The 24837-nt window shown below is 68.9% G+C and carries 23 protein-coding genes; 8 read left to right on the top strand and 15 right to left on the bottom strand.

Annotation, left to right across the window (positions count from 1 at the left end; all coding sequences use genetic code 11):
• Positions 1-9: 9 nt before the first annotated feature.
• Positions 10-333, bottom strand: coding sequence for a hypothetical protein (locus tag HFP15_RS23730; RefSeq protein WP_168518938.1), 324 nt, complete (start codon positions 331-333; stop codon positions 10-12).
• Between the two features lie 5 nt (positions 334-338).
• Positions 339-1262 carry a DUF6772 family protein gene (locus HFP15_RS23725; protein WP_168518937.1) on the bottom strand — a complete coding sequence of 308 codons (924 nt, stop codon included), beginning with the start codon at positions 1260-1262 and terminating at the stop codon, positions 339-341.
• Positions 1263-1402: 140 nt separating this feature from the next.
• On the opposite strand from HFP15_RS23725, the gene HFP15_RS23720 reads away from it, so the two are divergent.
• Positions 1403-2701: an MFS transporter gene (locus HFP15_RS23720; RefSeq protein ID WP_168518936.1), complete on the top strand. Its 1299-nt coding sequence runs from the start codon at positions 1403-1405 to the stop codon at positions 2699-2701.
• Positions 2702-2749: 48 nt separating this feature from the next.
• Positions 2750-3397, top strand: a complete 648-nt coding sequence (locus tag HFP15_RS23715) for a GyrI-like domain-containing protein (RefSeq protein WP_168518935.1) — start codon at positions 2750-2752, stop codon at positions 3395-3397.
• Here the strand turns inward: HFP15_RS23715 and HFP15_RS23710 are convergent.
• Both HFP15_RS23710 and HFP15_RS23705 read right to left on the bottom strand, forming a co-directional pair.
• Positions 3366-4757, bottom strand: coding sequence for an FAD-binding oxidoreductase (locus HFP15_RS23710; protein WP_168518934.1), 1392 nt, complete (start codon positions 4755-4757; stop codon positions 3366-3368). The genes HFP15_RS23715 and HFP15_RS23710 overlap by 32 nt on opposite strands.
• Before the next feature lie 54 nt (positions 4758-4811).
• Positions 4812-5237: a PPOX class F420-dependent oxidoreductase gene (locus tag HFP15_RS23705; RefSeq protein WP_168518933.1), complete on the bottom strand. Its 426-nt coding sequence runs from the start codon at positions 5235-5237 to the stop codon at positions 4812-4814.
• A gap of 192 nt (positions 5238-5429) precedes the next feature.
• On the opposite strand from HFP15_RS23705, the gene HFP15_RS23700 reads away from it, so the two are divergent.
• From HFP15_RS23700 to HFP15_RS23685, 4 genes are all read left to right on the top strand, one after another.
• Positions 5430-5954 carry a MarR family winged helix-turn-helix transcriptional regulator gene (locus tag HFP15_RS23700; protein WP_168518994.1) on the top strand — a complete coding sequence of 175 codons (525 nt, stop codon included), beginning with the start codon at positions 5430-5432 and terminating at the stop codon, positions 5952-5954.
• Positions 5951-8575, top strand: a complete 2625-nt coding sequence (locus HFP15_RS23695; protein WP_168518932.1) for an MFS transporter — start codon at positions 5951-5953, stop codon at positions 8573-8575. The genes HFP15_RS23700 and HFP15_RS23695 overlap by 4 nt, the downstream gene beginning before the upstream one ends.
• Complete coding sequence (locus tag HFP15_RS23690) at positions 8572-9393, top strand: YceI family protein (RefSeq protein WP_168518931.1); 822 nt, start codon at positions 8572-8574, stop codon at positions 9391-9393. Before HFP15_RS23695 ends, HFP15_RS23690 begins: the two co-directional genes overlap by 4 nt.
• Before the next feature lie 101 nt (positions 9394-9494).
• On the top strand, positions 9495-10190 hold the full coding sequence (locus HFP15_RS23685) for a DedA family protein (protein WP_168518930.1): 696 nt from the start codon (positions 9495-9497) through the stop codon (positions 10188-10190).
• Between the two features lie 370 nt (positions 10191-10560).
• Here HFP15_RS23685 and HFP15_RS23680 read toward each other — a convergent pair whose 3' ends face one another.
• The 3 genes from HFP15_RS23680 to HFP15_RS23670 all read right to left on the bottom strand — a co-directional run bounded on the left by HFP15_RS23680 (position 10561) and on the right by HFP15_RS23670 (position 12641).
• Positions 10561-10974 carry a VOC family protein gene (locus HFP15_RS23680; protein ID WP_168518929.1) on the bottom strand — a complete coding sequence of 138 codons (414 nt, stop codon included), beginning with the start codon at positions 10972-10974 and terminating at the stop codon, positions 10561-10563.
• A 207-nt stretch (positions 10975-11181) separates the two neighbouring features.
• On the bottom strand, positions 11182-11817 hold the full coding sequence (locus HFP15_RS23675) for a nucleoside/nucleotide kinase family protein (RefSeq protein ID WP_168518928.1): 636 nt from the start codon (positions 11815-11817) through the stop codon (positions 11182-11184).
• Positions 11814-12641: a PfkB family carbohydrate kinase gene (locus tag HFP15_RS23670; RefSeq protein ID WP_168518927.1), complete on the bottom strand. Its 828-nt coding sequence runs from the start codon at positions 12639-12641 to the stop codon at positions 11814-11816. Before HFP15_RS23670 ends, HFP15_RS23675 begins: the two co-directional genes overlap by 4 nt.
• 77 nt (positions 12642-12718) lie before the next feature.
• On the opposite strand from HFP15_RS23670, the gene HFP15_RS23665 reads away from it, so the two are divergent.
• Positions 12719-13735, top strand: coding sequence for a LacI family DNA-binding transcriptional regulator (locus HFP15_RS23665; protein ID WP_168518926.1), 1017 nt, complete (start codon positions 12719-12721; stop codon positions 13733-13735).
• Here the strand turns inward: HFP15_RS23665 and HFP15_RS23660 are convergent.
• The gene (locus tag HFP15_RS23660) at positions 13707-14714 is read right to left on the bottom strand and encodes a glycoside hydrolase family 76 protein (protein WP_168518925.1); all 1008 of its coding nucleotides are present in this window, start codon (positions 14712-14714) and stop codon (positions 13707-13709) included. The genes HFP15_RS23665 and HFP15_RS23660 overlap by 29 nt on opposite strands.
• Before the next feature lie 56 nt (positions 14715-14770).
• On the opposite strand from HFP15_RS23660, the gene HFP15_RS23655 reads away from it, so the two are divergent.
• On the top strand, positions 14771-16960 hold the full coding sequence (locus HFP15_RS23655) for a molybdopterin-dependent oxidoreductase (RefSeq protein WP_168518924.1): 2190 nt from the start codon (positions 14771-14773) through the stop codon (positions 16958-16960).
• Here the strand turns inward: HFP15_RS23655 and HFP15_RS23650 are convergent.
• The 7 genes from HFP15_RS23650 to clpB form a co-directional block, all read right to left on the bottom strand.
• Complete coding sequence (locus HFP15_RS23650; RefSeq protein WP_168518923.1) at positions 16943-17596, bottom strand: TrmH family RNA methyltransferase; 654 nt, start codon at positions 17594-17596, stop codon at positions 16943-16945. The two genes, HFP15_RS23655 and HFP15_RS23650, sit on opposite strands and share 18 nt — an antisense overlap.
• 67 nt (positions 17597-17663) lie before the next feature.
• Positions 17664-18047: a DUF2784 domain-containing protein gene (locus tag HFP15_RS23645; protein WP_168518993.1), complete on the bottom strand. Its 384-nt coding sequence runs from the start codon at positions 18045-18047 to the stop codon at positions 17664-17666.
• A 128-nt stretch (positions 18048-18175) separates the two neighbouring features.
• Positions 18176-18739 carry an orotate phosphoribosyltransferase gene (pyrE, locus tag HFP15_RS23640; protein WP_168518922.1) on the bottom strand — a complete coding sequence of 188 codons (564 nt, stop codon included), beginning with the start codon at positions 18737-18739 and terminating at the stop codon, positions 18176-18178.
• Between the two features lie 25 nt (positions 18740-18764).
• The gene (locus tag HFP15_RS23635; RefSeq protein WP_168518921.1) at positions 18765-19529 is read right to left on the bottom strand and encodes an SDR family NAD(P)-dependent oxidoreductase; all 765 of its coding nucleotides are present in this window, start codon (positions 19527-19529) and stop codon (positions 18765-18767) included.
• Positions 19526-20263 (bottom strand): TtfA family protein, encoded by a 738-nt coding sequence (locus tag HFP15_RS23630; protein WP_168518920.1) that lies wholly within the window; start codon positions 20261-20263, stop codon positions 19526-19528. The genes HFP15_RS23635 and HFP15_RS23630 overlap by 4 nt, the downstream gene beginning before the upstream one ends.
• Before the next feature lie 112 nt (positions 20264-20375).
• The gene (locus HFP15_RS23625; RefSeq protein ID WP_168518919.1) at positions 20376-22124 is read right to left on the bottom strand and encodes an ATP-binding protein; all 1749 of its coding nucleotides are present in this window, start codon (positions 22122-22124) and stop codon (positions 20376-20378) included.
• A 116-nt stretch (positions 22125-22240) separates the two neighbouring features.
• Complete coding sequence (gene clpB / locus HFP15_RS23620) at positions 22241-24835, bottom strand: ATP-dependent chaperone ClpB (RefSeq protein ID WP_168518918.1); 2595 nt, start codon at positions 24833-24835, stop codon at positions 22241-22243.
• Positions 24836-24837: the final 2 nt, after the last annotated feature.

Here is a 24837-nt window from a genome sequence, read left to right as displayed (position 1 = left end):
CCTTTCGTCTCAGCCCTTGCCCACCAGGTAGATCCGCAGCTTCGCGACCGCGCCGGGCGCCACTTCGCAGCTCACCCGCAACCACTGCCCGAACCCGGCCACCGGCCAGCTGGTCAGCCCGGTGGCGTCCACCCGGTGCCGATTATCGTCGAGCGGGCACCAGTGCAGTCCGTCAGGGGAGATTTCGGTGCGGAACTCCACCGAGCCGGTCAGCTCCAGTGCCTGTACGAAGAAGCGGGCCTCCCCGGCCCACGGCAGTTCGTACGGTTCGGTCCGGAAGTCCTCGCGCACCATCGTGTTGCGTTCCAGTACCGCGGTCATCGTCGAGCGCATCGGCCTCACCAGTCCACCGAGATCAGCACCGAGTCCAGGAACAGGAAGTTCCGGATCGCGGCGTGTGTGCGTACGGAGAAGTAGAAGTTGAGCAGGTTGTCCAGGGTCGAGTAGCGGTCCGGGTACACCGGCACCGGCACCTCGCGCATGTCGACCACCTGGTCGTTGAGCTGGAACTCCACATTGGACCTTTTCGCGGTGTCGATCTCCCAGCGCAGATAGTGCCAGTTGATCTTCGTGGGCACCTCGTTGACGCACAGCTCCTGCGGATCGGTGAAGTAGCGCCAGTCGTCCGGGTCGGGTGCGGTGAAGTCGGCCGCGTACGGCAGCGCGAACTTGCCCTCCTGGTGATCGCGCGGGGTCGGTTCCGGCACCACCGGGTACATCCAGCGCCTGGTCAGTTCGCCGTCGAGGTCGGTGTTCTGGTACCGCAGCACGTTGTGGTAGCGGATCCCGTTGTCCGCGCAGATGTCCGTGGCCACGGTGAAGGCGCCGAACTGCGACTCCGCCGGATGCCGGTTGCCGTCCCAGTCCACAGTGGACGCGAACTCGGTGCCGACGACGGCTTCCGCCTTGAAGGCGAAGTAGGTCTCGATGCGCACCCGGCCCCGGCCGCCCATGGTGAGCCGGCGGATGCCGGTGGCCGTGTGTCCCTTGTACGGCCGGGTCGCCAGCTTGAGCGCGTAGTTCCCGCTCAGCGTGCCGTGCGTGCCGACGTCGAAGAACGAGCACGAGGACAGCTGTGGTGGCCGGAAGTCCCGCATGTGGTCGTCGACGGTGTCCAGATCGCCGCGGCCGTCGTAGTTGCCGATCAGCTCGGTCCACCCGTGGGTGGTCGAGGAGAACCGGTCGAAGCACAGGATGCGGTCCAGCGGATTGAACTTCGCCAGTGCGGGATCGCCGTGCGGCCGGGTGGCCGTCGTGGTCATCAGACTTGTCCTCTCGAAATTAACGTTCATGTGACGCGTCGGCCCGAGACTCTTCTTGACTGTTGGAACGCCTACCTCGTAGCCTGTCGCCAACATTAACGTTAATGGTCGGAACTCAATGACGCAATGAGGGGTCATCGATGGCACTTCGGATCAGCCGGGCGACGGTCGCCTCGACCGTGGGCACCGCCTTGGAGTGGTACGACTTTTCGCTGTACGGCACGGCCGCCGCGCTGGTGCTCCCGCAGGTCTTCTTCCCGTCCGGGGATCCGCTGGCCGCCACACTGTCGTCGCTGGCCACCTTCGCGGTCGGCTTCTTCGCCAGGCCGGTCGGCGGGGTGCTGATCGGCATCTTCGGCGACCGGATCGGCCGCCGCACGATGCTGTTCGTCACGCTGCTGCTGATGGCGGTCGCGTCGACCCTGATCGGCCTGCTGCCCAGCTATGCGACCGCCGGGGCGTTCGCGCCCGTCGCGCTGGTCGTGTTGCGGGTGGTGCAGGGTCTCGGCGCGGGCGGCGAGTACGCGGGCGCGATGCTGATGTCCGCCGAGCACGCCGAGCCGAGGGCGCGCGGGATCAACGCGAGCGCGCCGACGCTGGGCAACGCGGTGGGTTCGCTGGTCGCCACCGGCATCTACTTCCTCGTGCAGAGCCTGATGTCCAAAGAGGACTTTCTCGGCTACGGCTGGCGCATCCCGTTCCTGCTCAGCTGTCTGGTCGGAGTGGCCGGGGTGATCGTGCGGCTCAAGGTGTCCGACAGCCCGGAGTTCAAGCGGGCCAAGGAATCCGGCCGCGACACCCGTGCTCCGCTGCGCGAGCTGTTCGCCACGTCACGGAGCAAGATCATCCCCGGAATGCTGGTCAGCGTCGCGCCGAACGTGATCAGCTACCTGCCCTCGGTCTACGCGTTGACCTATCTGACCAAGCACGTCGGCGTCGCATCCTGGGTCGGGCTGCTCGGCATCGTGATCGCGAACCTGGTCAAGCTCGTCACCGTGCCCACCGCGGGCTGGCTGTGCGACCGGTTCGGCAGGCGGCCGGTGATGATGACCGGCGCGATCTCCGCGGCAGTGCTGTTCTACCCGTTCTTCTTCATGCTCGACACCGGTACGCCCGTGGTGATCTGGGCGGCGTTCGTACTGATCTACACCCTGTGCAACGACCTCACCCTCGCCTCACAGGCGACGATGATGTCGGAACTGTTCGACGTGCGGTACCGCTACACCGGCGTCACCTTCACCCGCGAGATCGCCGGTGCCGTCGTCGGCGGCTGCATCCCGTTCGTGGCCGAGGCACTCAACGACGCCTCCGGCGGGAAGACCTGGCCGATCGTGCTCGTCTCAGCGGTGCTGTGCCTGCTGTCCGTGGTGGGCGCGCGCTTCATCGCCGAACCCGAGCACCTGCGCGCACCCGCGGCGGCCAGGGCCGCGGTCGGCTAGCGACCTTCGGCCCTTTCCCCGGCCGGGCCGGCGCCGGATCGTGGCCGCATGGTGGCGGGAGACGAGCAGCTGTACAAGGTCCGCAAGGGCGCGGTCGACATCGTGAACGTGCCGGAACTCGGCTTCGTCGTGGTCGCGGGAAGCGGCGCACCGGAGGGAGCCGAGTTCGCGGCGGCGATCCAGGCGCTGTACGCGGTGAGCTACGGCGCGCACTTCCTGCTGAAGAAACAGGTCGGACAGGCTCCGCACGTCATGCCGCTCGAGGCGCTGTGGTGGGTCGACGACATGTCCGAGGGGCAGGCGAGTTTCCTCAACACCGACCGCGGGCTCTGGCACTGGCAGGCCATGATCATGCAACCGGACCCGATCGAAGCCGGAATCGTCGCGACGGCCATCGCGCAGGCGCGCGAGAAGAAAGCGTCGCCCGCGCTCGACCAGCTGGTCTACCAGCGCTGGAGCGAGGGCCGGTGTGCGCAGTTGCTGCACATCGGCCCGTACGCCGAAGAGGCGGCCTCCATCGCCCGCCTGCACGAGGCGATCGCCGACGCCGGCTACCGGGTGCGCGGCCACCACCACGAGATCTACCTCGGCGACCCCAGGCGCAGCGCACCGGACAAGCTGCGCACGATCCTGCGTCACCCCATCGAGCCCGCGGAAGCGCCGGTCACGTCATCGAGAACATCGACCCGGGGTTGAACAGGTTCTCCGGGTCCAGTGCCTGCTTGATCTGCCGGTGCACGCGCATGCCCACCGGGCCGATCTCGCGTTCCAGCCAGTCCTTCTTGATCTTGCCGACGCCGTGTTCACCGGTGACGGTGCCGCCGAGCGAGAGGCCGATGTCGAGAATCTCGTCGAAGGCGCGCCTGGCCCTGGCGAACTCGTCCGCCGAATCGGGCGAGTAGACGATCGTCGGGTGCATGTTGCCGTCGCCGGCGTGCCCGACCACCGCGATGCGCAGGCCGACCTCCTCGCTGATCCGCTCGCAGCCCTTGATGAGTTCGGCGATCCGCGTCCTCGGCACCGACACGTCGTCGGTCAGCCACACGCCGTACTCCTCCAGCGCGGTCAGCACCACGCGCCGGGCCTGCAGCAGCATCTTGCCCTCGGCGAGGTCGTCCGTTGCGTACGCCATCGTCGCGTCGCAGTCGTTGCAGATCTGCTCGATCGCGGCCAGTTCGCGCGCGGCCACCTCGCCGCCGGAGTCGGACTGGCACAGCAACAGCGCCTGACAGTCCGAACCGGCACCGAGATCGGTGTTGAGGTAGTGCTCGGCCGCCTTGATGGAGCTGGAGTCCATGATCTCCATGAGCGACGGCACCAGGCCCTCGCGCACGACCCGCGCCACCGCCTCGCCCGCCTTGTCGGTGGAGTCGAAACCGGCGACGAGCGTGCCGGGCGCCTGCGGCAGCGGGCGCAACGCCACGGTCGCCTTCGTGATCACGCCGAGCGTGCCCTCGCTGCCGATGAACAGCTTCGTCAGGTCGTATCCCGCGACGCCCTTCACGGTGCGCCGCCCGGTGCGCAGCAGCGACCCGTCCGCGAGCACGACCTCCAGCCCCAGCACGGAGTCAGTGGTGACGCCGTACTTCACGCAGCACAGCCCGCCCGCGTTGGTGGAGAGGTTGCCGCCGATCGTGCACCAGTCGTAGCTGGAGGGGTCCGGCGGATAGAACAATCCGTGCTTTTCCACCGCGTTGCGGAACTCGAGGTTGACCACGCCGGGCTGCACGACGGCCAGCCGGTTGCCCGGGTCGATCTCCAGAATCTGGTCGAACTTGGTCATCACCAGCACGACGCAGCCGTCGATCGCGTTCGCGGCGCCGGACAGCCCGCTGCCGGCGCCGCGCGGCACGATCGGCACCTTCGCTTCGGCGCACGCCCGCACCGTGGCCTGCACACCGTCGACCTCGGAGGGCAGCACCACCGCCAGCGGCCTGCCCGACGGGGCGAGCGGCATCATGTCGCGCGAATAGCTGTCGATGACGTCGGGATCGGTGAGGACGGCGTCCTTACCGAGCGCTTCGCGGAGTCGCGTCAGCAGTGCCTCGTTGCCCATAGATGCATCCTAGACGCCAGGGCATCCGCAGTGCGGAAAAAGATTTCCGTTATTTCAGCGCGCCCAGCCGATAATCCTTTCGGCCGGGATGTGCAGCACGAGCCGCTGGTCAGCCACCATCGCGCGCCGGTAGTCGTCCCAGTCCGGATGCTCGCCCGCGACCTTGCGATACAGGTCGATGAGCTCCTCGACGGCCTCGTCGTGCGGGTCCTTCGCGACGGCCGACAGCTCCGCGGTGCCCTCGGCGACGGCGTAGGACCAGCCGTCCGTGGAGGTCACGTGGTATGTGGCGCGCGGATCCCGCCGGAGGTTGCGCGTCTTGGCGCGGCCATCGGTGATCGAGACGAGAATCGTGTTGGTTGCGGAGTCGAAGTAGTGGGTAACGTTGGACAGTTGGGGCCGCCCGTCCCGCCGGATCGTGGCGAGTACGCCGAACGGGCGCTCGCCGAGAAGTTTGTAGAGAGCCGCGTCGTCTGCCATGCCGGAGGAAACATCTTCGGACCCGGTCGGCATTCCGGAGGGCCGAGGATAAATCAGTTGCCTTCGGCAACTAAAGTGTTTTGCAACACAGTGCAGTTATTTGAGTGGCGCAACCAACCACCGTGGGTGCATCCTTGCTGTAGGCAACTAGTTGCATCGGACAAACAAGACAAGGCGGAGAGAGTGATCGCGATGGCACCTCCCATCACGGAAGAGGCCTTCACCACGGCGGAGCTCGACGTCGCGGATGAGGTCGGTGTCGAGCTGGTCCGCTTCGTGCGTCTGATCAACAAGGCGAAGTCCCAGGTGGCCAAGCAGGGTCCGGACGGCATCGAGCGCGCCGCCTACGCGATCCTGTTCCACCTCATCCATGACGGCCCGCAGCGCACCAGCAAGCTGGCGGAGACGCTGCACGCCGAGATTTCCACGATCAGCAGGCAGAGCAGCTCGCTGGTCCAGCACGGCCTGGTCGAACGCCAGGCCGATCCCGAGGACGGCCGCGCCTGTCTGCTGGCGCCGACCACCGAGGGGCTGCGTGTTTTCGAGGAGAACCGCAGGCAACGAAACATCTGGCTCGCAACGGTGCTGGCCGACTGGCCGGAAGAGGACCGGGACAAGCTCAACGAGCTGCTGAACCGCCTCAATACCGGCATTGAGCAATCGATTCCACAGGCCGCCGATCACGTGTCGGCGCACGGCAAGGGGGCCAACGAATGACGAGTCCTACCCGACAACAGCCGGCACCGCCCGGCGAAGCGCATGGCGAGGAGGGGCCGCGCCTGAGTCACCGGCAGATCCTGACGATCCTGTCCGGTCTCGTGCTCGGCATGTTCCTCGCCGCGCTCGACCAGACGATCGTGTCCACCTCGATCGTCCGGATCGCCAACGACCTCAACGGTTACGACCTGCAGGCGTGGGCCACCACGGCGTACCTGATCACCGCGACGATCGCGACGCCGCTGTACGGCAAGCTGTCCGACATCTTCGGCCGCAAGCCGTTCTTCATCACCGCGATCTCGATCTTCGTGATCGGTTCGGCCCTGTGTACGTTCTCCACCTCGATGTACATGCTGGCCGGATTCCGTGCCCTGCAGGGCCTGGGCGCCGGTGGTCTGATGTCGCTCGCGCTGACCATCATCGGCGACATCGTGCCGCCGCGTGAGCGGTCGCGGTACCAGGGCTACTTCATGGCCGTCTTCGGCACCTCGACCGTGGTCGGCCCGGTGCTCGGCGGCGTGCTCTCCGGTCAGGACACTATCGCCGGCATCGCCGGATGGCGCTGGGTCTTCCTGATCAACGTGCCGATCGGCATCATCGCGCTGTTCGTCGTGGCCAAGGTGCTCAACGTGCCGCACACGCCGCGCAAGAGCAAGGTCGACTGGTTCGGCGGTATCGCGCTGGCGATCGCCGTCGTGCCGCTGCTGATCGTCGCCGAACAGGGCCGCACCTGGGGCTGGGGTTCCACCGGCGCCGTGCTCTGCTACGCCGTCGCCGCGTTCGGTGTGGTGCTGTTCCTGTTCACCGAGTACGTGATGAAGGACGCGGCGCTGATCCCGCTGCGGCTGTTCAAGAACGCGACCTTCAGCGTCGCGATCCTCGGCGGCGTGATCGTCGGTGTGGCCATGTTCGGTGGCCTGACGATGGTTCCGCAGTACTACCAGGTGGTGCGCGGTTACTCGCCGACCGAATCGGGTCTGCTGATGCTGCCGTTGGTGCTGGGCATCATGTCCGGCTCGCTGATCTCGGGCCAGGTCACCGCACGCACCGGGCGCTACAAGTTCCTGCCGGTGACCGGTACCGCGCTGATCACGGTCGGCATGCTGCTGTTCGCCAACCTCATCAAGTACGACAGCCCGCTGTGGCAGCCGATGGTGTACTCGCTGGTGATCGGCCTCGGCCTCGGTGGCTGTATGCAGACGCTGATCATCGCGGTGCAGAACGCGGGCCCGCGCCGGGACATGGGTGTGTCCACCGCGGCCGCGACGTTCTTCCGGCAGATCGGCGGCACCCTCGGCGTCGCCGTCTTCCTGACCATCCTGTTCAACGTGCTGCCGAGCAAGCTGACCGCCGCCTTCGGTGGTTCGCTTCCCGCCGGCATGTCCGGTGGTGCGCAGGGGCTGGCCGCCAACACCAGCGGTATCCAGAGCCTGCCCGCGGCGATCAAGACCCCGATCCTGGTCGGTTTCACGAACTCGATCGTGGTCGTGTTCTGGGTCGGTGCGGCGGTCGCGCTGCTGGCCTGCATCGTGCTGATGTTCATGCGCGAGATTCCGCTCAAGGGCGGCCCGGCCGCGCCGCCCCCGGTCGAGGGTGGCGAGGCGCTCGTCGAAGCGGGAGCCGGGGAGCAGACCGCGGAGGACACCTGGGCCGACGCGGAGGCCGCGCTCGCCGAACCCGAACCGGAGCCCGAACTCGTCGGCGCCGGCAGGCACGCCGCGCCCAACACGAACGGGCACGGGCAGTACCAGCTAGCCAACCAGGCCGCGCCCTTCGCGACCGTGACGACAGGAATGAGCAGCCCCGTGGACACCGACGGTCAGCCGATCAGCGGGCACATCCGCAGGCAGGACGGTTCGTCCGTGCTGGGCGCCGCGCTGACCCTGATCGACCAGCGAGGCAGGCAGGTCTCGCGGGCGACCGCGGGCGGCGACGGCGGCTACACGATCAACGCGCCGGGCGAAGGCACCTACGTGCTCATCGTGTCGGCCGGCGGGCACCAGCCCCAGGCCTCCAGCGTGGTCGTCGGCAACGGCCCTGCGCGGGTCGACCTGACGCTGGTCGGCTCGGGTGAGCTGACCGGGTTCGTGCGGCTGGCCGGTACGGGCAACCCGTTGCCCGGCGTGACGGTGACGCTGACCGACTCGCGCGGTGAGGTCACCGGTGCCTCGATCACCACGGGCGAGGGCGCGTACGCGTTCCACGGCGTGGGTTCGGGTACCTACACACTGGTCGCCAGCGCCGAGCGGATGCGGCCGACGGCCGTCATGCTCACGGTGCCGGAGAGCGGTCTGCTGCGGCAGGACGTCGAGCTGACCTCGGCCGTCGTGCTGGCGGGCACGGCCCGCACCGACGGCGGGCGCGCCGTTCCGGACGCCCGGATCACGGTGCTCGACGCGGACGGCAACGTCGCGGCCGTGGCCAGGACCGACTCGGAGGGCCGCTACGTGATCAGCGACCTGCCCGAGGGCGACTACACGGTCGTCGCCAGCGGCTACCCGCCCGCGACCAGCCAGGTGAACCTGCCCGGCGGCGGCGAGGCGCGCCACGACGTGCGGCTCGGCTACGAGCAGGTGATCGACGAGCTCGCGACGAATTCCGGGGAGGCGGGCCAGTCATGACCGGCTTGCACGCGCAGATCCGCACAGCTCAGGGCTGGGCGGTGGAAAACGCCGTGCTGACCGTGACCGATATGGGCGGCCAGCAGGTCGCGCGGGCCGTCAGCGACGCCGCGGGGGCGGTGGACACCCCTCCGCTGTCCCCCGGCGTCTACACGGCGGTGCTCACCGCCGCCGGGTACGCCCCGGTGGCCAGGACCGCGCAGATCGGCTCGGACGGCACCGGTTCGCTCGGGGAGATCCCCCTGGCGCCGATGGCGGGGGCGGTCGAACTGCCCCCGCCCGGCCCGTGGACCATCGACCCGGTGCACTCGACGGTGGTCGCCACCGCGCGGCACCTCGGCATCGCCAGCATCAAGGCGCGCTTCAGCGACGTCGGCGGCCGGATCACGATCGGCCGTCCGGCGGAGAAATCGTCGGTGCAGGCCGAAATCAAGGCGGCCAGCATCGACACCGGCATCCGGATGCGCGACGACCACCTGCGATCGCCGGACTTCCTGGACGTCGAGGCGTATCCGACGATCGCGTTCGAGAGCACGGGGCTGCGCCAGCGCGGTGCGGACACGTGGACGCTCGCGGGCAACCTCACGCTCCACGGGGAGACGCGGCCGGTCGAGCTGGATCTGACCTACGGCGGGTACGGCCCCGACCCGTGGGGCGGGGTTCGGGTCGCGTTCCACGCGGAGACCCAGTTGCACCGGAATGACTTCGCGATCAACTACAACGCGATGGTGCGTGCCGGGGTCGCCGCGATCGGTACCACGGTCAAGGTCGAACTCGACATCGAGGCTGTTCAGGGCGAGTCTCTACCGGAGATGTGAACCCGGTTCGGCACCCGGACCCTAGGGGAATTCGATAACGGATACGGGAAATCCACCCTTCCGATGAGTGAGGTTCGGCGGCGGCACGTAGGCTTCGCGGAGTGAGTGCTGTCTACGCCGCCCCCGAAGGCCTCGGTGTGGGCTGGCTGGATACCGCCGGCCCACTGCTCGTGTGGGTCATCGTGCTCAGCTTCGTGTTCGTCGAATGCGCGCTGATCATCGGCCTGTTCCTGCCGGGCGATTCGCTGTTGTTCGCCGCGGGCGTGGTGCTCGCCGGGCACGGCGCGGACGCCAACGCGTGGCTGCTGTCCATCGCGGCTCTCGTGGTCGCGGTGGTCGGCAACCAGGTCGGTTATTACATCGGGCGGCACACGGGTACCAAGTTCATCGCCAGGCGCGGTGGTCGTGTGCTCAACCGGGGAAACCTGGATCGGGCCAGAGAGTTCCTCGACCGCAAGGGCTTCTTCGCCGTCGTCGCCGCGCGGTGGATCCCGTGGGTGCGCACGCTCGCGCCGCTCATCGCGGGCGCCGCACGCATGGACCCGCGCCGCTTCCTGACCGCGACCGCGCTCGGTGGTGTGCTGTGGGTGCCGACGCTGGTGCTGCTCGGGTACTACGGCGCCGGGCTGCTGGACGTCATCCCGTGGGTCAAGAGCGTGGTCATGTGGCTGTCGATCGCGTTCTTCGTGGGCGGCACCGCGTTCGGCATCGTGCGGTACCGGCAGGAGATGCGGCGCCCGGTGGACACCGGGAGCGGCCGGGACGCCGATCCAGAGGAGCTTCGCCGGGCGGCTTAGGTTCTGGGGCCTCGCCTTTGGGGGTTTGTTCGGTGCTGGTTGGGTTCTTTGGCTGCCGGTGCCTCTCCCCACCCCGATCCTTTTAGGGTGTTACGCCGCGCTCGGGGCGTGTCAAGACCGCTTCGCGCCGCTGGCGCGGTGGCCTTCGGCCAGTCTTGACACGCCGGAGCGCGGCGTCATGCGGCTGGGGATCGGGGTGGGGAGAGGTCTGGCTGGGGCTCTGCTGGCTCGGCTTCGCCGTCGCGGGTAGAGCGGTCGTTCGGGTTGCTCGCCGTTCCCGCTGTCGCCGTCGCTGGGCGCTCGGGCCGACTCCGTCGGCTGCCAGCCCCCGGTCAGCCGCCGCACGCCGCCAGCCAGGCGAGCGCCGCGGTTAGGAGTTCGGGTCCGCCCAGACTTCCAGTTGGATGCCGTCCGGGTCCCGGAACACCACCACCGCCGAGCCGGGGAGGGTGCGGGAGGCCTTCGCCGGTGTGTAGGTCACCCCGTAGTCGGCCAGGCGCTGCTCCCACTCCTTCAGCTCGAAGTAGGACTCCACCTTGAACGCCACGTGGTCGAGGCCCGTGCGCCGTTCGTCGAAATCGGCTCGTTCGGTGTTCGGGTGCTGCACCAGGACCACCGAGAAGGCATCAGCCTCGGCGCGCATCATGACCTTCCGGATCCCCGTCTCCGGATCCTCCCGGCGCGCCACTTCCTTCAGCTGCAGCACCCGCTCGTACCAAGGAACACTGCGATCCACGTCGGTCACCGTGAACGCGAGGTGATGCACGCTGGTCAGCGTTGACATTTCGGCGGGCCGTCCTTTCCGGGGTTCCCTCCCTCCAGCGACAAGGCTACCGACCAAAACCACCCGCCACCGTTGTCCACAGAATCTGTGGACAACTTCGAGTTATCCCCACAACCTGTGGACAACTGCCGCTCGGCTGCTCGTGGGCGGATTCCCGCGACCCGAAACCGTCCCCGCACCAGCCGGAACGTGAGTCTTTCCACAGGCTCAGATCGCGAAGTTCACCAGCGGCAGGTTCTCCAGCACGAGGTCCGCGCGCGCGGCCGTCGGCTGCACCAGATCGGCGTTGCGCTGGTCCGATCCGAGCGCTCGCTGCCGCGCCTCGACCAGCGTGCGCCCGTACCGGCGATGCCGCGTCACCAGGCGCTCGATGCGTTCCGGCTCGTCCGGCGCCAGGAACCACACCTCGTCCAGCAGCCCCCGCACATCGCCCCACGGCTCCGAGTCGACCAGCAGGTAGTTGCCTTCCGTGATCACGAGCGAGACCTCCGGCGCGACCGCGACCGCACCGGCGATCGGCTCCTCGATCTCCCGCCGGAACTCCGGCGCGTAGACCGTCTCCTTGGCCTCCCTGAGCCGGCGCAGCAGGTGCACGTAGCCGTAGCCGTCGAACGTGTCCGGCGCGCCCTTGCGCTCCAGCCGCCCGAGCCGCCGCAGCTCGACCTGAGCGAGGTGGAACGCGTCCATCCCGACGACCGCGGCCCGCGTGCCGAGCGCGTCGGCGATCCCGCGGGCGAGCGTGGTCTTGCCCGAAGCGGGCGAACCCGCGATTCCCAGCATCGTCCGGCCGCCCCTGGCCACCAGGGCCTCGGCGCGGCTGAGCAGCTCGTCGAAGGATGTCATCGTGCTCCTATCCGTGGGACCCAGGATCGGGGCCCGCTGTGCCGCACCCGTTCGGCGGCGACCTCGTTGGCGAACCGGATCAGCTCCGGCAGCTCGAATTTCCCTAGACCGTATGCGAAAGCGCCGTGCCAGACGTCGCCCGCGCCGAGGGTGTCCCGCGCCTCGACGACGGGCACCGGCACCTCACCGGAGTCGCGCGCGGTCCACCAGCGCACGGGGTCCGGCCCGGCCGTGAGCACGACGGTGCCGACGCCGCGCTCCAGCAAGCCCGAGGCGGATCCGGCGAACCGCGCCGAACAAGCCGCGTAGTCGACCAGCGGCAGCAGCTCCTCGAAGACCGGCTTCCAGCTGCCCGCGTCCAGCACCACCGGTACCCCGCGCTCCCGCGCCCACCGTGCGGCACCGAGCGCCAGCGCCGGATGATGCCCGTCGACCAGTACCGCGCGTGCCTTCACGTCGAAAGCCGGCAGCGCCACAAGCGACTGGGCGGCGTTCCGCGAAACCACGGTCCGCTCGCCGTCGCGCTCGCGGACGGCCACCGCGCTCAACGCGGGCGGGTCCTCGGCATCCGGTGCCGCGTCGATCAGGTCGACCCCGCAGGCGGCCAGATCCGCCCGTGCGAGCGCGGCCAGCGGATGCGTGCCGAGCGCGGTCAGCAGCGTGGCGGAACCACCGAGGGCGGCTACCGTGACCGCCGCGTTGGTCGCGGGACCGCCCGCCGCCACGTCCACCGACCGGCTCTGCACCTTCTCGCCGGGGGCGGGCAGCTCATCGACCCGTTGCACCACGTCGATCGTGCAGAGGCCGGCGAGCAGGACGGTCACGAACCGGGACGGTAGAGACCTCTATGCTTCCACCGCAAGCGTTTGCGCAAACGCTTGCCGGGAACGGGAGCAGGTGCATGCCGCAGAGTAAGTCGACCAGGCCGACCCAGCGCGATATCGCGGAGCTGGCCGGAGTCTCGATCACCACCGTCTCACACGTCGTGAACGGCACGCGCCCGGTGGCCCCGGAAACCAAGGCCGCCGTGCTCGCGGCGATCGAGGAAACCGGCTACACGGGCGACGTCATCGCGCGCTCGCTGGTCACCGGGGGCACGCGCTCGCTGGGGGTCGCGATCTCGCTGCTGGCCAACCCGTACTTCGCGGCGCTGATGCAGGCCATCGAACGCGAGGCGGCGCTGGCCGGGTACACGGTGCTGCTGGCCGACACGCACGACTCCGTCGAGACGGAAACCGACACCGTGCGCACGCTGCGTTCCCGCCGCGTCGAGGGCATGCTGCTCACCCCGGCGCCGGGCGACGGGAAGGTCATCAACGAACTCGTGTCGCTCGGTGTGCCGCTGGTGCTGGTCGACCGCGTCACGATGCGCACGGACGTCGACCAGGTCGGTGTGGAGAACATCCAGTCCACCTCGGCGCTCACCGAGCACCTCGCCGCGCAGGGGCACCGGCGCATCGGCTTCGTCAGCGGGTCGCCCGGGCTGAGCACCAGCGAGGAACGCGTCCTGGGCTACCGGCTGGGCCTCGGCCGCGGTGGGCTGTCGTGGAATCCGGAACTGGTCGCGTCGGGACGGTCCTCCCGGGAGGGTGGCGCTGAGGCGCTACGCGCGTTGTGCGGCCTTCCGGAACCGCCGACGGCGCTCGTGGTCGGCAACGACAGCATGATGGTCGGCGTGCTGCACGAGGCGCGCCGCATGGGCCTGAAGGTCGGCACGGATCTGGCGGTCGTGGGCTACGACGACGCGGAGTGGGCCGATCTCGTCGAACCGCCGCTGACCACGATGGCGCAGCCCATCGAGGAAATCGGCCGCAACGCGGTGCGCCTGCTGCTGGCCCGCATCGCGAATCCGGACCGGCCGACGGAGACCCGCAGGCTGCCACCGAAGCTCATGCATCGCGAGTCGTGTGGCTGCTGAGCGTCGCCGCCGCTTCCAATAGCAGCCAGGCGCCGACCTGAACGGACAGGTCGCGCGCCGGATCACCGACCGGCGAGCGCGGTGCGGGTGTGGACCAGTCGGCGCTGAACAACGGCCCGCCCGGGGCTTCGACCGCACCCTCCCAGCACGCGCGGGCCGAGCCGAGCACCAGTTCGCGCGCCGCATCGGCTTCGGCGCCGGGCGGAATCCGTTGCGCCGCAAGGGCGAGATACCGCGCGAGGATCCCGGCGAACAGGCCGCCGTCGCCACCGCCCTGGCCCATCAGCACCCCGCCGGGCGCACAGTGTGCCGCCACCGCGCGAACCGTGCGCGCGGCCGCCTCCATTTCGGACAGTTCAAGACAGGTACCGAGGAAAACTCCTTGGCAGTAGGTGTAAATGACCTGCACCAGCTCGCCACTGTCCACATGCAACCCGTCCCAGACGAGCCCGGTGGCGGGATCAACCAGCGTCGCCTCCAGCCATTCGAACAGCTCGCGTGCGCGCGCGATGTCGCCGGTGCGGGCGTGCAGGATCGCGGCCGGGCCGTTGGACGGGGTGTTCTTGAACCGGTCGTGCTTGCGCCACCAGATCCCGCCGCCGCCCTCCGGCGTCCACGCACCGCGCAGTTCGGCGAGGATCATCTCGACGTCGTGGCCGGTGCGGTGCAGCGCCAGGCCGAGCCAGGCCATGTCGTCGTAGTACTCGTTGGTCCACTTGCCGAAGTTGCGCAGCCGGACCGAGGAGACGAACCGGTCGATCGTCGCGGCGCGTGCCGGGGTGGGATCGCGGTGCTGCGCGTCGATGAGGCAGTCCAGCAGATGGGCCTGCCACCAGTAGTTCCAGTGCCAGTGCACGCGCTGATCCGGGGTCGGCGGCCAGCCGCTGCGGCCCAGCACCGTGCCTGGCAACCCCCATACCCTGCGCAAATGCCGCGTGACGATCGCCCGCTCCGCCGCGGCGGCCCACTCGCGATGCATAGGTCCATCATGAATTGGCCCTAGACATACCGCACGGTCTGTCTAGGCTCGGTCCCATGGCGCTGCCGACCTCCCCGCCCGTCGCCCACCACCACCCTCAACGGAAGCGCTCCGCGCTGCTGACCTGTCCCTTGTGCGAGGCCACGTGCGGTCTCGATGTCACACTCGACGGCCGCCGGGTGACCGGCGTGCGCGGAGACGCCGAAGACGTCTTCTCCAAGGGCTACATCTGCCCGAAGGGCGCCTCGATCGGCGCGCTGCACCACGATCCCGACCGTCTCCGTGCGCCGCTGGTCAAGCGGGACGGCGAGTTCGTCGAGGTGTCGTGGGAAGAGGCGTTCGCGGTCGTCGAAGAACGACTGACCCCGCTGCTCGCCGAGCGCGACACGATCGCGGCGTACGTCGGCAACCCGACGGTGCACAACCTCGCGAGCGCGCTCTACAGCCGCGTGTTCTTCAAAGCGCTGGGCACGAAGAACTTCTACACCGCGGGCAGCGTCGACCAGCTGCCGAAGCACTACTCCTCCGGCTACCTCTTCGGTGACGGCTTCACCATCCCCGTGCCGGACGTGGACCGCACGCGGCACCTGCTGATGCTCGGCGCGAATCCGTTGGTGTCCAACGGAAGCCTGATGACGGCCCCGGACATGCGGGGCAGGCTGCGGGCGATCCGCGAGCGCGGCGGCAAGGTCGTCGTGGTCGATCCGCGGCGGTCCCGCACCGCGCAGGTCGCCGACGAGCACCACGCGATCCGCCCCGGCACCGACGCCCTGCTGTTGTTCGCGCTGGTCAACGTCCTGTTCGAGGAGAACCTCACCACCCCGGTCGAGCCGGTCAACGGGGTCGAGCGGGTCGCGGAGCTGGCGCGGGAGTTTCCGCCCGAGGCGGTCGCGCCCGTCACCGGCGTCGAGGCGGGCGAGATCCGCCGCATGGCAAGAGAACTCGCGGCCGCCGAAAGCGGCGCGGTGTACGGCCGGATCGGGACCACCACACAGGCGTTCGGCACGCTCAACAGCTGGCTCGTCGACGTGCTCAACGTGCTCACCGGCAACCTCGACCGCCCGGGCGGCGCGATGTTCCCGCTCGCCGCGGTCGGTCAGGCCAACAGCGCTGCCGGGAAGCGGCGGCCGTTCACCACCGGACGCTGGAAGAGCCGGGTGCGCGGGCTGCCCGAAGTGTACGGCGAGCTGCCGGTCGCGACGCTGGCCGATGAGATCCGCACCCCGGGCGAGGGGCGCATCCGGGCGCTGATCACTATGGCGGGCAACCCGTGCCTGAGCTCGCCCAACGCCGACCGGCTCGCGGAGTCGTTGGCACAGCTGGATTTCATGCTGTCGCTGGACGTCTATCTCAACGAGACCACCAGGCATGCGGACGTGATCCTGCCGGGCCCGACGCCGCTGGAGCGCTCGCACTACGACATCGCGTTGTACCAGCTCGCCGTGCGCAACGTCGCGAACTACACCCCGGCCGCGGTGCCGTCCGAGGTGCCGCAGGAGTGGGAAACCCTGTTGCGGCTCACCGGAATCGTCACCGGACGGGGTGCCGGCGTCGACATCGCGGCGCTGGATTCCTTTGCCGCGGCACAGATCGCGCAGCGCAGCGGTCTCGATCCGGCGGTGGCCGGCGACCGGACCGGACCCGAACGGCTGCTCGACCTCATGCTGCGCGCCGGTCCCTACGAGCTGACACTGGCCGACCTCGAAGCCGCGCCGCACGGTGTGGACCTGGGCCCGCTCGAGCCGCGTCTGCCGGACATCCTGAGTACCGCGAGCGGCAAGATCGAACTCGCGCCGGACGCCATCATCTCGGACGTGCCGAGGCTGGCCGCCGAACTGCGGAGCGGCGCGGAGGGCATGGTGCTCATCGGACGCAGGCAGCTGAGCTCGAACAACTCGTGGATGCACAACCTCGAACCGTTGGTGCGCGGGCAGAACCGGTGCACGATGCTGGTGCACCCGCAGGACGCGCGACGCCTCGGCCTCACCGACGGCGGGCTCGCGGTGGTCAACTCCAAGACCGGGAAACTGGAGGTGCCGGTCGAGGTGAGCGACGAGATCCGGCCCGGCGTGGTGAGCATTCCGCACGGGTGGGGCCACGACCAGCCGGGCACGAAAGCCGCCGTCGCCGCCGCGCACGCGGGGGTCAACAGCAACCTGGTCGCCGACGAAACGCTGCTCGACGCGCTGTCGGGCACCGCGGTGCTCAACGGAATCCCGGTGGAGGTGTCACCAGGCCTTGGCTAGATCGGCGTGCTGCCGGATCCAGGTGTGCATCACGATGCCGGCCGCGACACCGGCGTTGATCGACCGCGTGGTCCCGAACTGCGCGATGGACACCACGAGCGAGGCCGCCTCCTGCGCCTCCGCCGACAGGCCCGGCCCCTCCTGCCCGAACAGCAGGACGCAGTCGCGCGGCAGTTCCGCGGTTTCGACGGGCCGAGCGCCCGGGGTGTTGTCCACGGCGACGATCGCGAGGTCCCGCGCGGCCGCGAACGTCAGCAGGCCGGCGACGTCCGGATGGTGCTCCAGATGCTGGTACCGGTCGGTGACCATCGCGCCGCGCCGGTTCCAGCGCCGCCGACCGACGATGTGGACGGCGGCCGCGGCGAACGCGTTCGCGGTACGGACCACCGTGCCGATGTTGTGGTCGTGCTGGAAGTTCTCGATCGCCACGTGGAAGGGATGCCGCCGCGTGTCCACATCGGCGACGATCGCCTCGCGCCGCCAGTAGCGGTAGGCGTCCACCACGTTGCGGCGGTCGCCGTTCGCGAGCAGTTCCGGGTCGTACCGGTCCTCAGCGGGCCATTCGCCGGTCCAGGGCCCGACGCCGACCTCTTCGCGTCCGGTCCACTCGGTAGGTCCGGCCTCATCCAACTCCACCGGACGATTTTCGCTCAGTGTCACGCGAGGTGCCGCACCCGGCCGGTCGCGCCGTTCCCCGAGGTGCTCAGACCTGACGGACCCGGTGCGCCGGAGCCCCGTCACGGTGGCGCCAGCGGTGGTAGGCGCCGACGTAGGAGAAGACCAGTATCGCCAACGCGGCGGCCGCGACCAGCGGCAACATCGACTGCGGGAAGATCGTGCCGTAGATGTAGTAGGCGTTGAACCCGCCCGGGAGCGGCCCCAGCCCCTGCACACTGCGGAAGTAGTCCTCCAGCGCGGTCAGCGGGCACTGAATGGGGAAGACGTTCACCGCGACGCCCCACACCGCGAAGAAGATGTGCACGAAAATGCTTTTCGGCCATCGCCACGCAAGAAAACCACCAAGGCCGATGTACAGCAGCGCCAGTATGTGTACGCCGACCGTGACATCGGCCAGCACTCTCGCGATGGACACCCCAGCCCGCCCCCTTTCACAAACCCCTTACATCCGACGTTACTCCGGATTCCCTGAGACACGTCGATAAATTGATCTGGGGTCCACTCCAGGGGGTGGTGTTGATCACCCGGGATATGGGTTTACTTCAGTCCGAGATCGTCCAGATCCAGAAGGTAGCGATAGGCCAGGCCTTCCTTCTCGATGGCCTCGCGCGCACCGGTGTCGCGGTCGACCACGGTGGCCACGCCGACGACGGTCGCGCCCGCCTCGCGCAGCGCCTCGACCGCGGTGAGCACGCTGCCGCCGGTCGTGGAGGTGTCCTCGACCGCCAGTACCCGCTGCCCGGCGACCTCCATGCCCTCGATCCTGCGCTGCATCCCGTGCTCCTTGGCGCTTTTGCGGACCACGAACGCGTCCAGCACCATGCCGTCGGCCGCGGCGGAATGCAGCATCGCGGTGGCGACCGGGTCCGCGCCGAGGGTGAGCCCACCGACGGCGACGTAGTTCCAGTCGGCCGTCAGCTGGCGCAGCAGCTTGCCGATGAGGGGCGCCGCCGCGTGGTGCAGCGTCGCGCGCCGCAGATCGATGTAGTAGTCGGCTTCCTTGCCCGAGGACAGCGTGACCTTGCCGTGCACCACCGAAAGCTCGGTGACGAGCCTGGCCAGTTCGAGTTTTGCCGCTTGATCCAACCCGGGAGTCTGCACACCGCGAGTCTTGCACGAACCGGGTCTAGGTCCGGTCGCGACCCGCGACCAACCCGCTGATGCGCCGCAGCAGTGTCCTCGGCAGCAGGCCGCCGACGAAGACGACGACCTTGTACTGGACGCTCGGGATCGAGATGACCTTGCCGCGCCGCAGATCCGCGAGCGCGTCGGCGACCACGCGGTCCGCCTTGAGCCAGAACCACTTCGGGCCCGCCTTTTCCAGCCCGGCCCGGTCGTGGAACTCGGTGCTGACGAAGCCCGGGCACAGTGCCATCATCCGCAGTCCCGGCGGCAGCGCGGCCGCGATGCCCTCGGTGAACGCGGTGACCCAGTTCTTGCTCGCGGTGTAGGTGGAGCCGCGGCCGGAGAAGAACCCGGCCACGCTGGAGACGTTGATGATGTCGCCGCTGCCGCGTTCGATCATGCCCGGTAGCACCGCCCGCGTCAGCTGCTGCACGGCGGTCACGTTGATGTCCAGCTGGCGTTGCAGGTCTTCCTGCGAAGCGGTCCAGAACTCGCCCGCGAGCCCGATCCCGGCGTTGTTCACGAGCAGGTCCACCGGGTCCTTCGCGAGCCGGTCGGCGACCAGCGCGCGCCCCTCGGCGGTGGCGAGGTCGGCGGGCAGCACGGTCGCGTTGACGCGGTAGCGCTCGGACAGTTCGTTCGCCAGCGCTTCCAGCCGCTGCTTGTCGCGCGCCACGAGCACGAGGTCACTGCCCTCGCGCGCGAGTTTGCGGGCGAACTCGGCGCCGAGCCCGGAGCTCGCGCCGGTGACCAGCGAGGCGGTCACGCCGGACCCTGCTGGTGGTCCTGGGGGTTTTGCGGGGGCTGGTGCGCGGTGGCGGAAGAGGGCGCCGGGGCCTGCTGCCAGTGCCGGCCGCTGCCCTCATCGTCGAAAGGGTCGACGATGTCGGCGATCTCGCCGAGGTCGCGCAGCAACCGCTCCAACCTGGACGGTCCGGCCTGCGGGGCGACGCTCGCGAGCACCCACTCGTTCTCCAGCCACGCCACGCCGACGTCACCGCCGAGCGCGTCCGCGGCGTCCACGAGCTCCTGCGTGATCACGCGGCGGGCGCCCTCGGGGTCGTCGGCGAACGCGTACCGCTGGCCGACGGGTCCGAGCAACTCCGGCATGTCGGCACGCTGGAACGGCACGCTCGCCAGCCACAGCTCCACGAGCACCGGGTGCACGCGGTTGCAGCGCACGGCGACCACGACGGCGGGTATCTGGCCGTCGGCCTCGATGTCGAACACGAACACCGGACGGCGGCCGTCGGAGGTGAAGGTCGAACCGGCGACGACGTTGACCGCCGTCTCGGCGCCGAAGTACCCGATCGCGCCACCGGACCACTGCCTGGCGAGCCGCTCGTCCTCCTCGACGAACTGCCATCCGCGCAGGTCGGCCCAGCGCTGGCGCTCGCGGTTACGCGAACCCTCTCTGGTCCGGTCGGCGGCGAGCAGCACCAGCCCGGCCACCAGTGCGACGGCGGCGATGACGAACCAGACCCACGCTGGAATACCCACGCGCCCAGGGTATCGCCACGGCCCGCTGAACCAAGATCAGCGGGCCGTGTCGTCACCACTCGTTAGTGTGCCGGCCTGACCGGCCGAACGAACTGCCGCGCAGACTGATTCGTCACCTTTGCTCGATGCGGTAAGTCTGGCGACTGCTGCGTTCCGGACGAGTGGGTGCGATTACCCCCCGGCGGGTCAGCTCGGCCAAGCGGCGTGCCAGGGTTCGCTGGCTGATCCCCAGCCGTTCGCGTAAAGCTGCCGGCGTAACGTCGCCGGCACGAATGGCCTGGACCACGGCATCAAGCTCGGCCTCGATGCCGACGGCGGTGGCCCGGCCGTCCGATGCGCCCGCCGTCGTGAGGGAATCGAAGAGCGTGGGCAGGTCTTCCACCAAGTGGTAGCTGGCGTAACGGCGTCCCCCGCTGCGCACCGCGATACCGCGCGAGACAAGATCGTGAACCGCCCGTCCGGCGGCGAGTACGTCAACACCCCAGGCTTGCAGCATCGCGTTCGTGACCCGGCCGGTGTTGCGCATCATCGCGAGTGCGAGGTGCTGCTCGTCGGTAAGCCCGGCCAACCCCAGCGAACCGATCCACTCAATGGTTTCGGGAGCGAGTAGGGCGTGTTGAGGGAGCTTCACGGTCACCTGGCCGGGACCAATATCGAACTCCGGGGGGCTCATGCCTACTCGCCGGAGCTCAGCCATGACGCTCGGTAGGCCAGAGCCGCGGTTCTCACATAGTGACTCTCCGCGAGATCCGGGCAAGGTGATATCCACAAGCAACGCGGCCAGGGTCTGATTACGCGAGGTGTTCACCTGGTCGTCGGTGCCGAGTTGTTCGGGGGTGATGGGCCCGTACAGGCCACCCGGGCTCTTGACCACAAGGCGGTCGGGATAGAGCTCGATCTGAACCTGAGCGCCTCGTGCTTCCGGACTGTAGTCACGGTGCATCAACGCGTTCACCAGGAGCTCACGGATTACATCGAGGGGGTAGTCGTACCGGTCCTCCCGGCCGATGCCCCGGATGACCGCCGCCTTGCGCATGTTCTGGATCGCGGCTGCGATGCCATCGGCCACCATGGTCGGGATCGGGCCGGTGATGGTCCGGTTGTCCAGGAACCGGGCTCCGTCAGGCGACGTCTCGCCCATGGTCGATCCCGGCAGTACGACGAACGAGAGGAACAGTTGCGGGAAGAACTCCTGTGGGTACTCGCCAAGGCAGAGCAGTCCCGCGACGGTCGGGCGCAGTACGCCGTCGACATCGCGACGCAGCACACCCAGGCGACGCAGCAGTGTCTCGTCCTCGATCTCGCGGAAGGCCGGAGATCCCTTGCGCACGCGCGCCAGATATTCGGCTAGGAGATCGGTGTCCAGGTCTTGGGTGGTTGCCTCGGCAACGGGCTCGCGATCGTGCGTTGGCTGGCTCTTATTGGACAGCAGCTGAGTTGTTTCATAATGCGTGAGCCGACGATCCCCGTCGCCGGAACGGATGAACGAGCCACCGTAGACTCCGCGCGTTTTGACGAACGACGGTTTTTCGACCGGATCCAGTTCGGCTACGTCGAGCCGAACGATCGTGCCGCCCTCGAACTCCTCCACCTCGATCGGTGCTCGTACCGGCGGCTCGAGCTTGTCCGCGCATGCGCCGGCGAGCGCGTCTCGGATGGCCCTCGCGTCGAACCCTGGAGCCGGGTGGAACCCTTTCTCCTCGTCAATACCGAGAAGAAGGGTGCCGCCCGACCCGTTCGCGAATGCGCTCACCGTCTCGGGCACCGTAGCCGGTAACCCGCCCACCGCGGCTTTCACCTCGACATCGGCCAGCTCGGCGTCAACCCGCCGCATGCGTGCGATCAGCGTCGCGGTATCCAAGGGTCACCTCTTGGTCACTCTTCACACTGTGGCCATGTGTGTCTGAGTGTGGCCAAGTGTGGCCAAGTGTGGCCAAGGTTGGCAGATCGCCTCGGCGACGACGGAACCTCCCGGGTTTACGCGCGAACCACCGTCAGCGTGTCGCTCGCCTCCAGGGCGGGGACGTCCACCCGGACGGTGTCGCCGTCGCGGATCTCGCCCGCGAGCAGCTTCTTCGCCAGCTGGTCGCCGATCGCCGACTGCACCAGCCGCCGCAGCGGACGAGCGCCGTAGATCGGGTCGAAGCCGTTGAGCGCGAGCCATTCGCGTGCACCGTCGGTGACGTCCAGAGTGAGCCGCCGCTGCGCGAGGCGCTGGGCGAGCCGCCGCACCTGGATGTCCACAATAGACGTCAGCTGCTCGGTGTCGAGCGCGTGGAACACCACGATGTCGTCCAGCCGGTTCAGGAACTCCGGCTTGAAGTGCCGCTGCACCACCGAGAGCACCGCGTCCCTGCGCTGCCGCTCGTCCATCGCCGCGTCGGCGATCGCCTGCGAGCCGAGGTTCGAGGTCAGCACCAGGATCGTGTTGCGGAAGTCGACCGTGCGGCCCTGACCGTCGGTCAGCCGGCCGTCGTCGAGCACCTGCAACAGCACGTCGAACACGTCCGGATGCGCCTTCTCGACCTCGTCCAGCAGCACGACCGAGTACGGGCGCCGGCGCACGGCCTCGGTGAGCTGGCCGCCCTGGTCGTAGCCGACGTAGCCGGGCGGCGCGCCGACCAGCCGCGCGACGCTGTGCTTCTCGGAGTACTCGCTCATGTCGATGCGGGTCATCGCCCGCTCGTCGTCGAACAGGAACTCCGCGAGCGCCTTCGCCAGCTCGGTCTTGCCGACACCGGTCGGGCCGAGGAACAGGAACGAACCGGTCGGCCGGTCCGGGTCGGCCACGCCGGCACGAGTGCGGCGCACCGCGTCCGAAACCGCGGTCACCGCCTCCCGCTGCCCGACGACCCGCTTGCCCAGCTCCTCCTCCATCCGGAGCAGCTTGCCGGTCTCGCCTTCGAGCAACCGTCCGGCGGGGATGCCGGTCCACGCGCTCACCACGTCGGCGACGTCGTCCGCGCCGACCTCTTCCTTGAGCATCACGTCGGCGCGTTCGGCCGTCGAAGCCTGCGCGAGTTCGAGGTCCTTCTCCAGCGCCGGGATCTTGCCGTAGCGCAGTTCGGCCGCCCGGCCGAGATCCGCATCGCGCTCTGCGCGGTCCGCCTCGCCGCGCAGCTGCTCCAGCTGCTCCTTGAGGTCGCGGACCTTCTCGATCGAGCCCTTCTCGTTCTGCCAGCGCGCGGTCAGCGCGGACAGTTGCTCGCGCTTCTCCGCCAGCTCGGCACGCAGCGCGTCCAGCCGTTCCTTCGAAACGACGTCCTCTTCCTTTTCCAGCGCCATCTCTTCGATTTCGAGCCTGCGCACGGCACGCTCGACCTCGTCGATCTCGACGGGCCGGGAGTCGATCTCCATGCGCAACCGGGACGCGGCCTCGTCGACGAGGTCGATCGCCTTGTCCGGCAGGAAACGCGCGGTGATGTAGCGGTCGGACAGCGTCGCCGCCGACACCAGCGCGGCGTCGGTGATCCGGACACCGTGGTGCACCTCGTAGCGCTCCTTGAGGCCACGCAGGATGCCGATGGTGTCCTCGACCGACGGCTCACCGACCAGCACCTGCTGGAAGCGCCGTTCCAGCGCCGCGTCCTTCTCGATGTGCTTGCGGTACTCGTCCAGCGTGGTCGCGCCGACCATCCGCAGCTCACCGCGGGCGAGCATCGGCTTGATCATGTTGCCCGCGTCCATCGCACCGCCCTCGCCGGTCGCGCCGGCGCCGACGATCGTGTGCAGCTCGTCGATGAACGTGATGACCTGGCCGGCCGATTCGGTGATCTCCTTGAGCACGGCCTTGAGCCGCTCCTCGAACTCACCGCGGTACTTCGCGCCGGCCACCATCGAACCGAGGTCCAGCGCGACGACCTTCTTGCCCCGCAGCGATTCCGGCACGTCGCCGGCGACGACCCGCTGGGCGAGGCCCTCCACGATCGCGGTCTTGCCGACACCGGGTTCACCGATCAGCACCGGGTTGTTCTTCGTGCGGCGCGACAGCACCTGCACCACGCGCCGGATCTCGGTGTCGCGCCCGATGACCGGGTCCAGCTCGCCCTTGCGGGCGCGCTCGGTGAGGTCGACGCCGTACTTCTCCAGCGCCTTGAACGTGCCCTCCGGGTCGGGGCTGGTGATGCGGGCCGAGCCGCGCACCTTGGTGAACGCCTCGCGCAGCGCGTCGGCCGTGGCACCGTGCCGGTTGAGCAGGTCGGCGACCTGGCCACCCTCGGCGGCGAGGCCGACCATGAGGTGCTCGGTGGAGACGTACTCGTCGCCCATCTCCGTGGCGAGCTTCTGCGCGTAGGTCAGTGACTTGAGCGCGTAGGTGTCGAACTGGGGGGTGGACACGGTCGCGCCGGTGGCCGAGGGCAGTCCGTTCGTGATCGGTTCGAGCTCCTTGTGCACCTGAGCCGGATCGGCGCCGACCGCTGTCAGCAGCGGTCCGGCGATCCCGTCGCTCTGCGCGAGCAGCGCGCCGAGCAGGTGCGCCGGTGCGATGCTCGGGTTGCCCGCCACGGTCGCCGCCTGTGCCGCCGACGAGATCGCCTGCTGGGTCTTCGTCGTCGGGTTGAAAGCGTCCATCC

The organism is Amycolatopsis acididurans (assembly GCF_012328925.1).
Classification (GTDB): domain Bacteria; phylum Actinomycetota; class Actinomycetes; order Mycobacteriales; family Pseudonocardiaceae; genus Amycolatopsis_E; species Amycolatopsis_E acididurans.
Note: the sequence above shows the minus strand (reverse complement) of the source record. Positions and strands in the feature narration are given on the sequence as shown.

Bases quoted from the DNA above. Each gene is read 5' to 3' on its own strand.
- HFP15_RS23730 (WP_168518938.1), bottom strand. From the start codon at position 333: ATGCGCTCGACGATGACCGCGGTACTGGAACGCAACACGATGGTGCGC.
- HFP15_RS23725 (WP_168518937.1), bottom strand. From the start codon at position 1,262: ATGACCACGACGGCCACCCGGCCGCACGGCGATCCCGCACTGGCGAAG.
- HFP15_RS23720 (WP_168518936.1), top strand. From the start codon at position 1,403: ATGGCACTTCGGATCAGCCGGGCGACGGTCGCCTCGACCGTGGGCACC.
- HFP15_RS23715 (WP_168518935.1), top strand. From the start codon at position 2,750: ATGGTGGCGGGAGACGAGCAGCTGTACAAGGTCCGCAAGGGCGCGGTC.
- HFP15_RS23710 (WP_168518934.1), bottom strand. From the start codon at position 4,757: ATGGGCAACGAGGCACTGCTGACGCGACTCCGCGAAGCGCTCGGTAAG.
- HFP15_RS23705 (WP_168518933.1), bottom strand. From the start codon at position 5,237: ATGGCAGACGACGCGGCTCTCTACAAACTTCTCGGCGAGCGCCCGTTC.
- HFP15_RS23700 (WP_168518994.1), top strand. From the start codon at position 5,430: ATGGCACCTCCCATCACGGAAGAGGCCTTCACCACGGCGGAGCTCGAC.
- HFP15_RS23695 (WP_168518932.1), top strand. From the start codon at position 5,951: ATGACGAGTCCTACCCGACAACAGCCGGCACCGCCCGGCGAAGCGCAT.
- HFP15_RS23690 (WP_168518931.1), top strand. From the start codon at position 8,572: ATGACCGGCTTGCACGCGCAGATCCGCACAGCTCAGGGCTGGGCGGTG.
- HFP15_RS23680 (WP_168518929.1), bottom strand. From the start codon at position 10,974: ATGTCAACGCTGACCAGCGTGCATCACCTCGCGTTCACGGTGACCGAC.
- HFP15_RS23675 (WP_168518928.1), bottom strand. From the start codon at position 11,817: ATGACATCCTTCGACGAGCTGCTCAGCCGCGCCGAGGCCCTGGTGGCC.
- HFP15_RS23665 (WP_168518926.1), top strand. From the start codon at position 12,719: ATGCCGCAGAGTAAGTCGACCAGGCCGACCCAGCGCGATATCGCGGAG.
- HFP15_RS23660 (WP_168518925.1), bottom strand. From the start codon at position 14,714: ATGCATCGCGAGTGGGCCGCCGCGGCGGAGCGGGCGATCGTCACGCGG.
- HFP15_RS23655 (WP_168518924.1), top strand. From the start codon at position 14,771: ATGGCGCTGCCGACCTCCCCGCCCGTCGCCCACCACCACCCTCAACGG.
- clpB (WP_168518918.1), bottom strand. From the start codon at position 24,835: ATGGACGCTTTCAACCCGACGACGAAGACCCAGCAGGCGATCTCGTCG.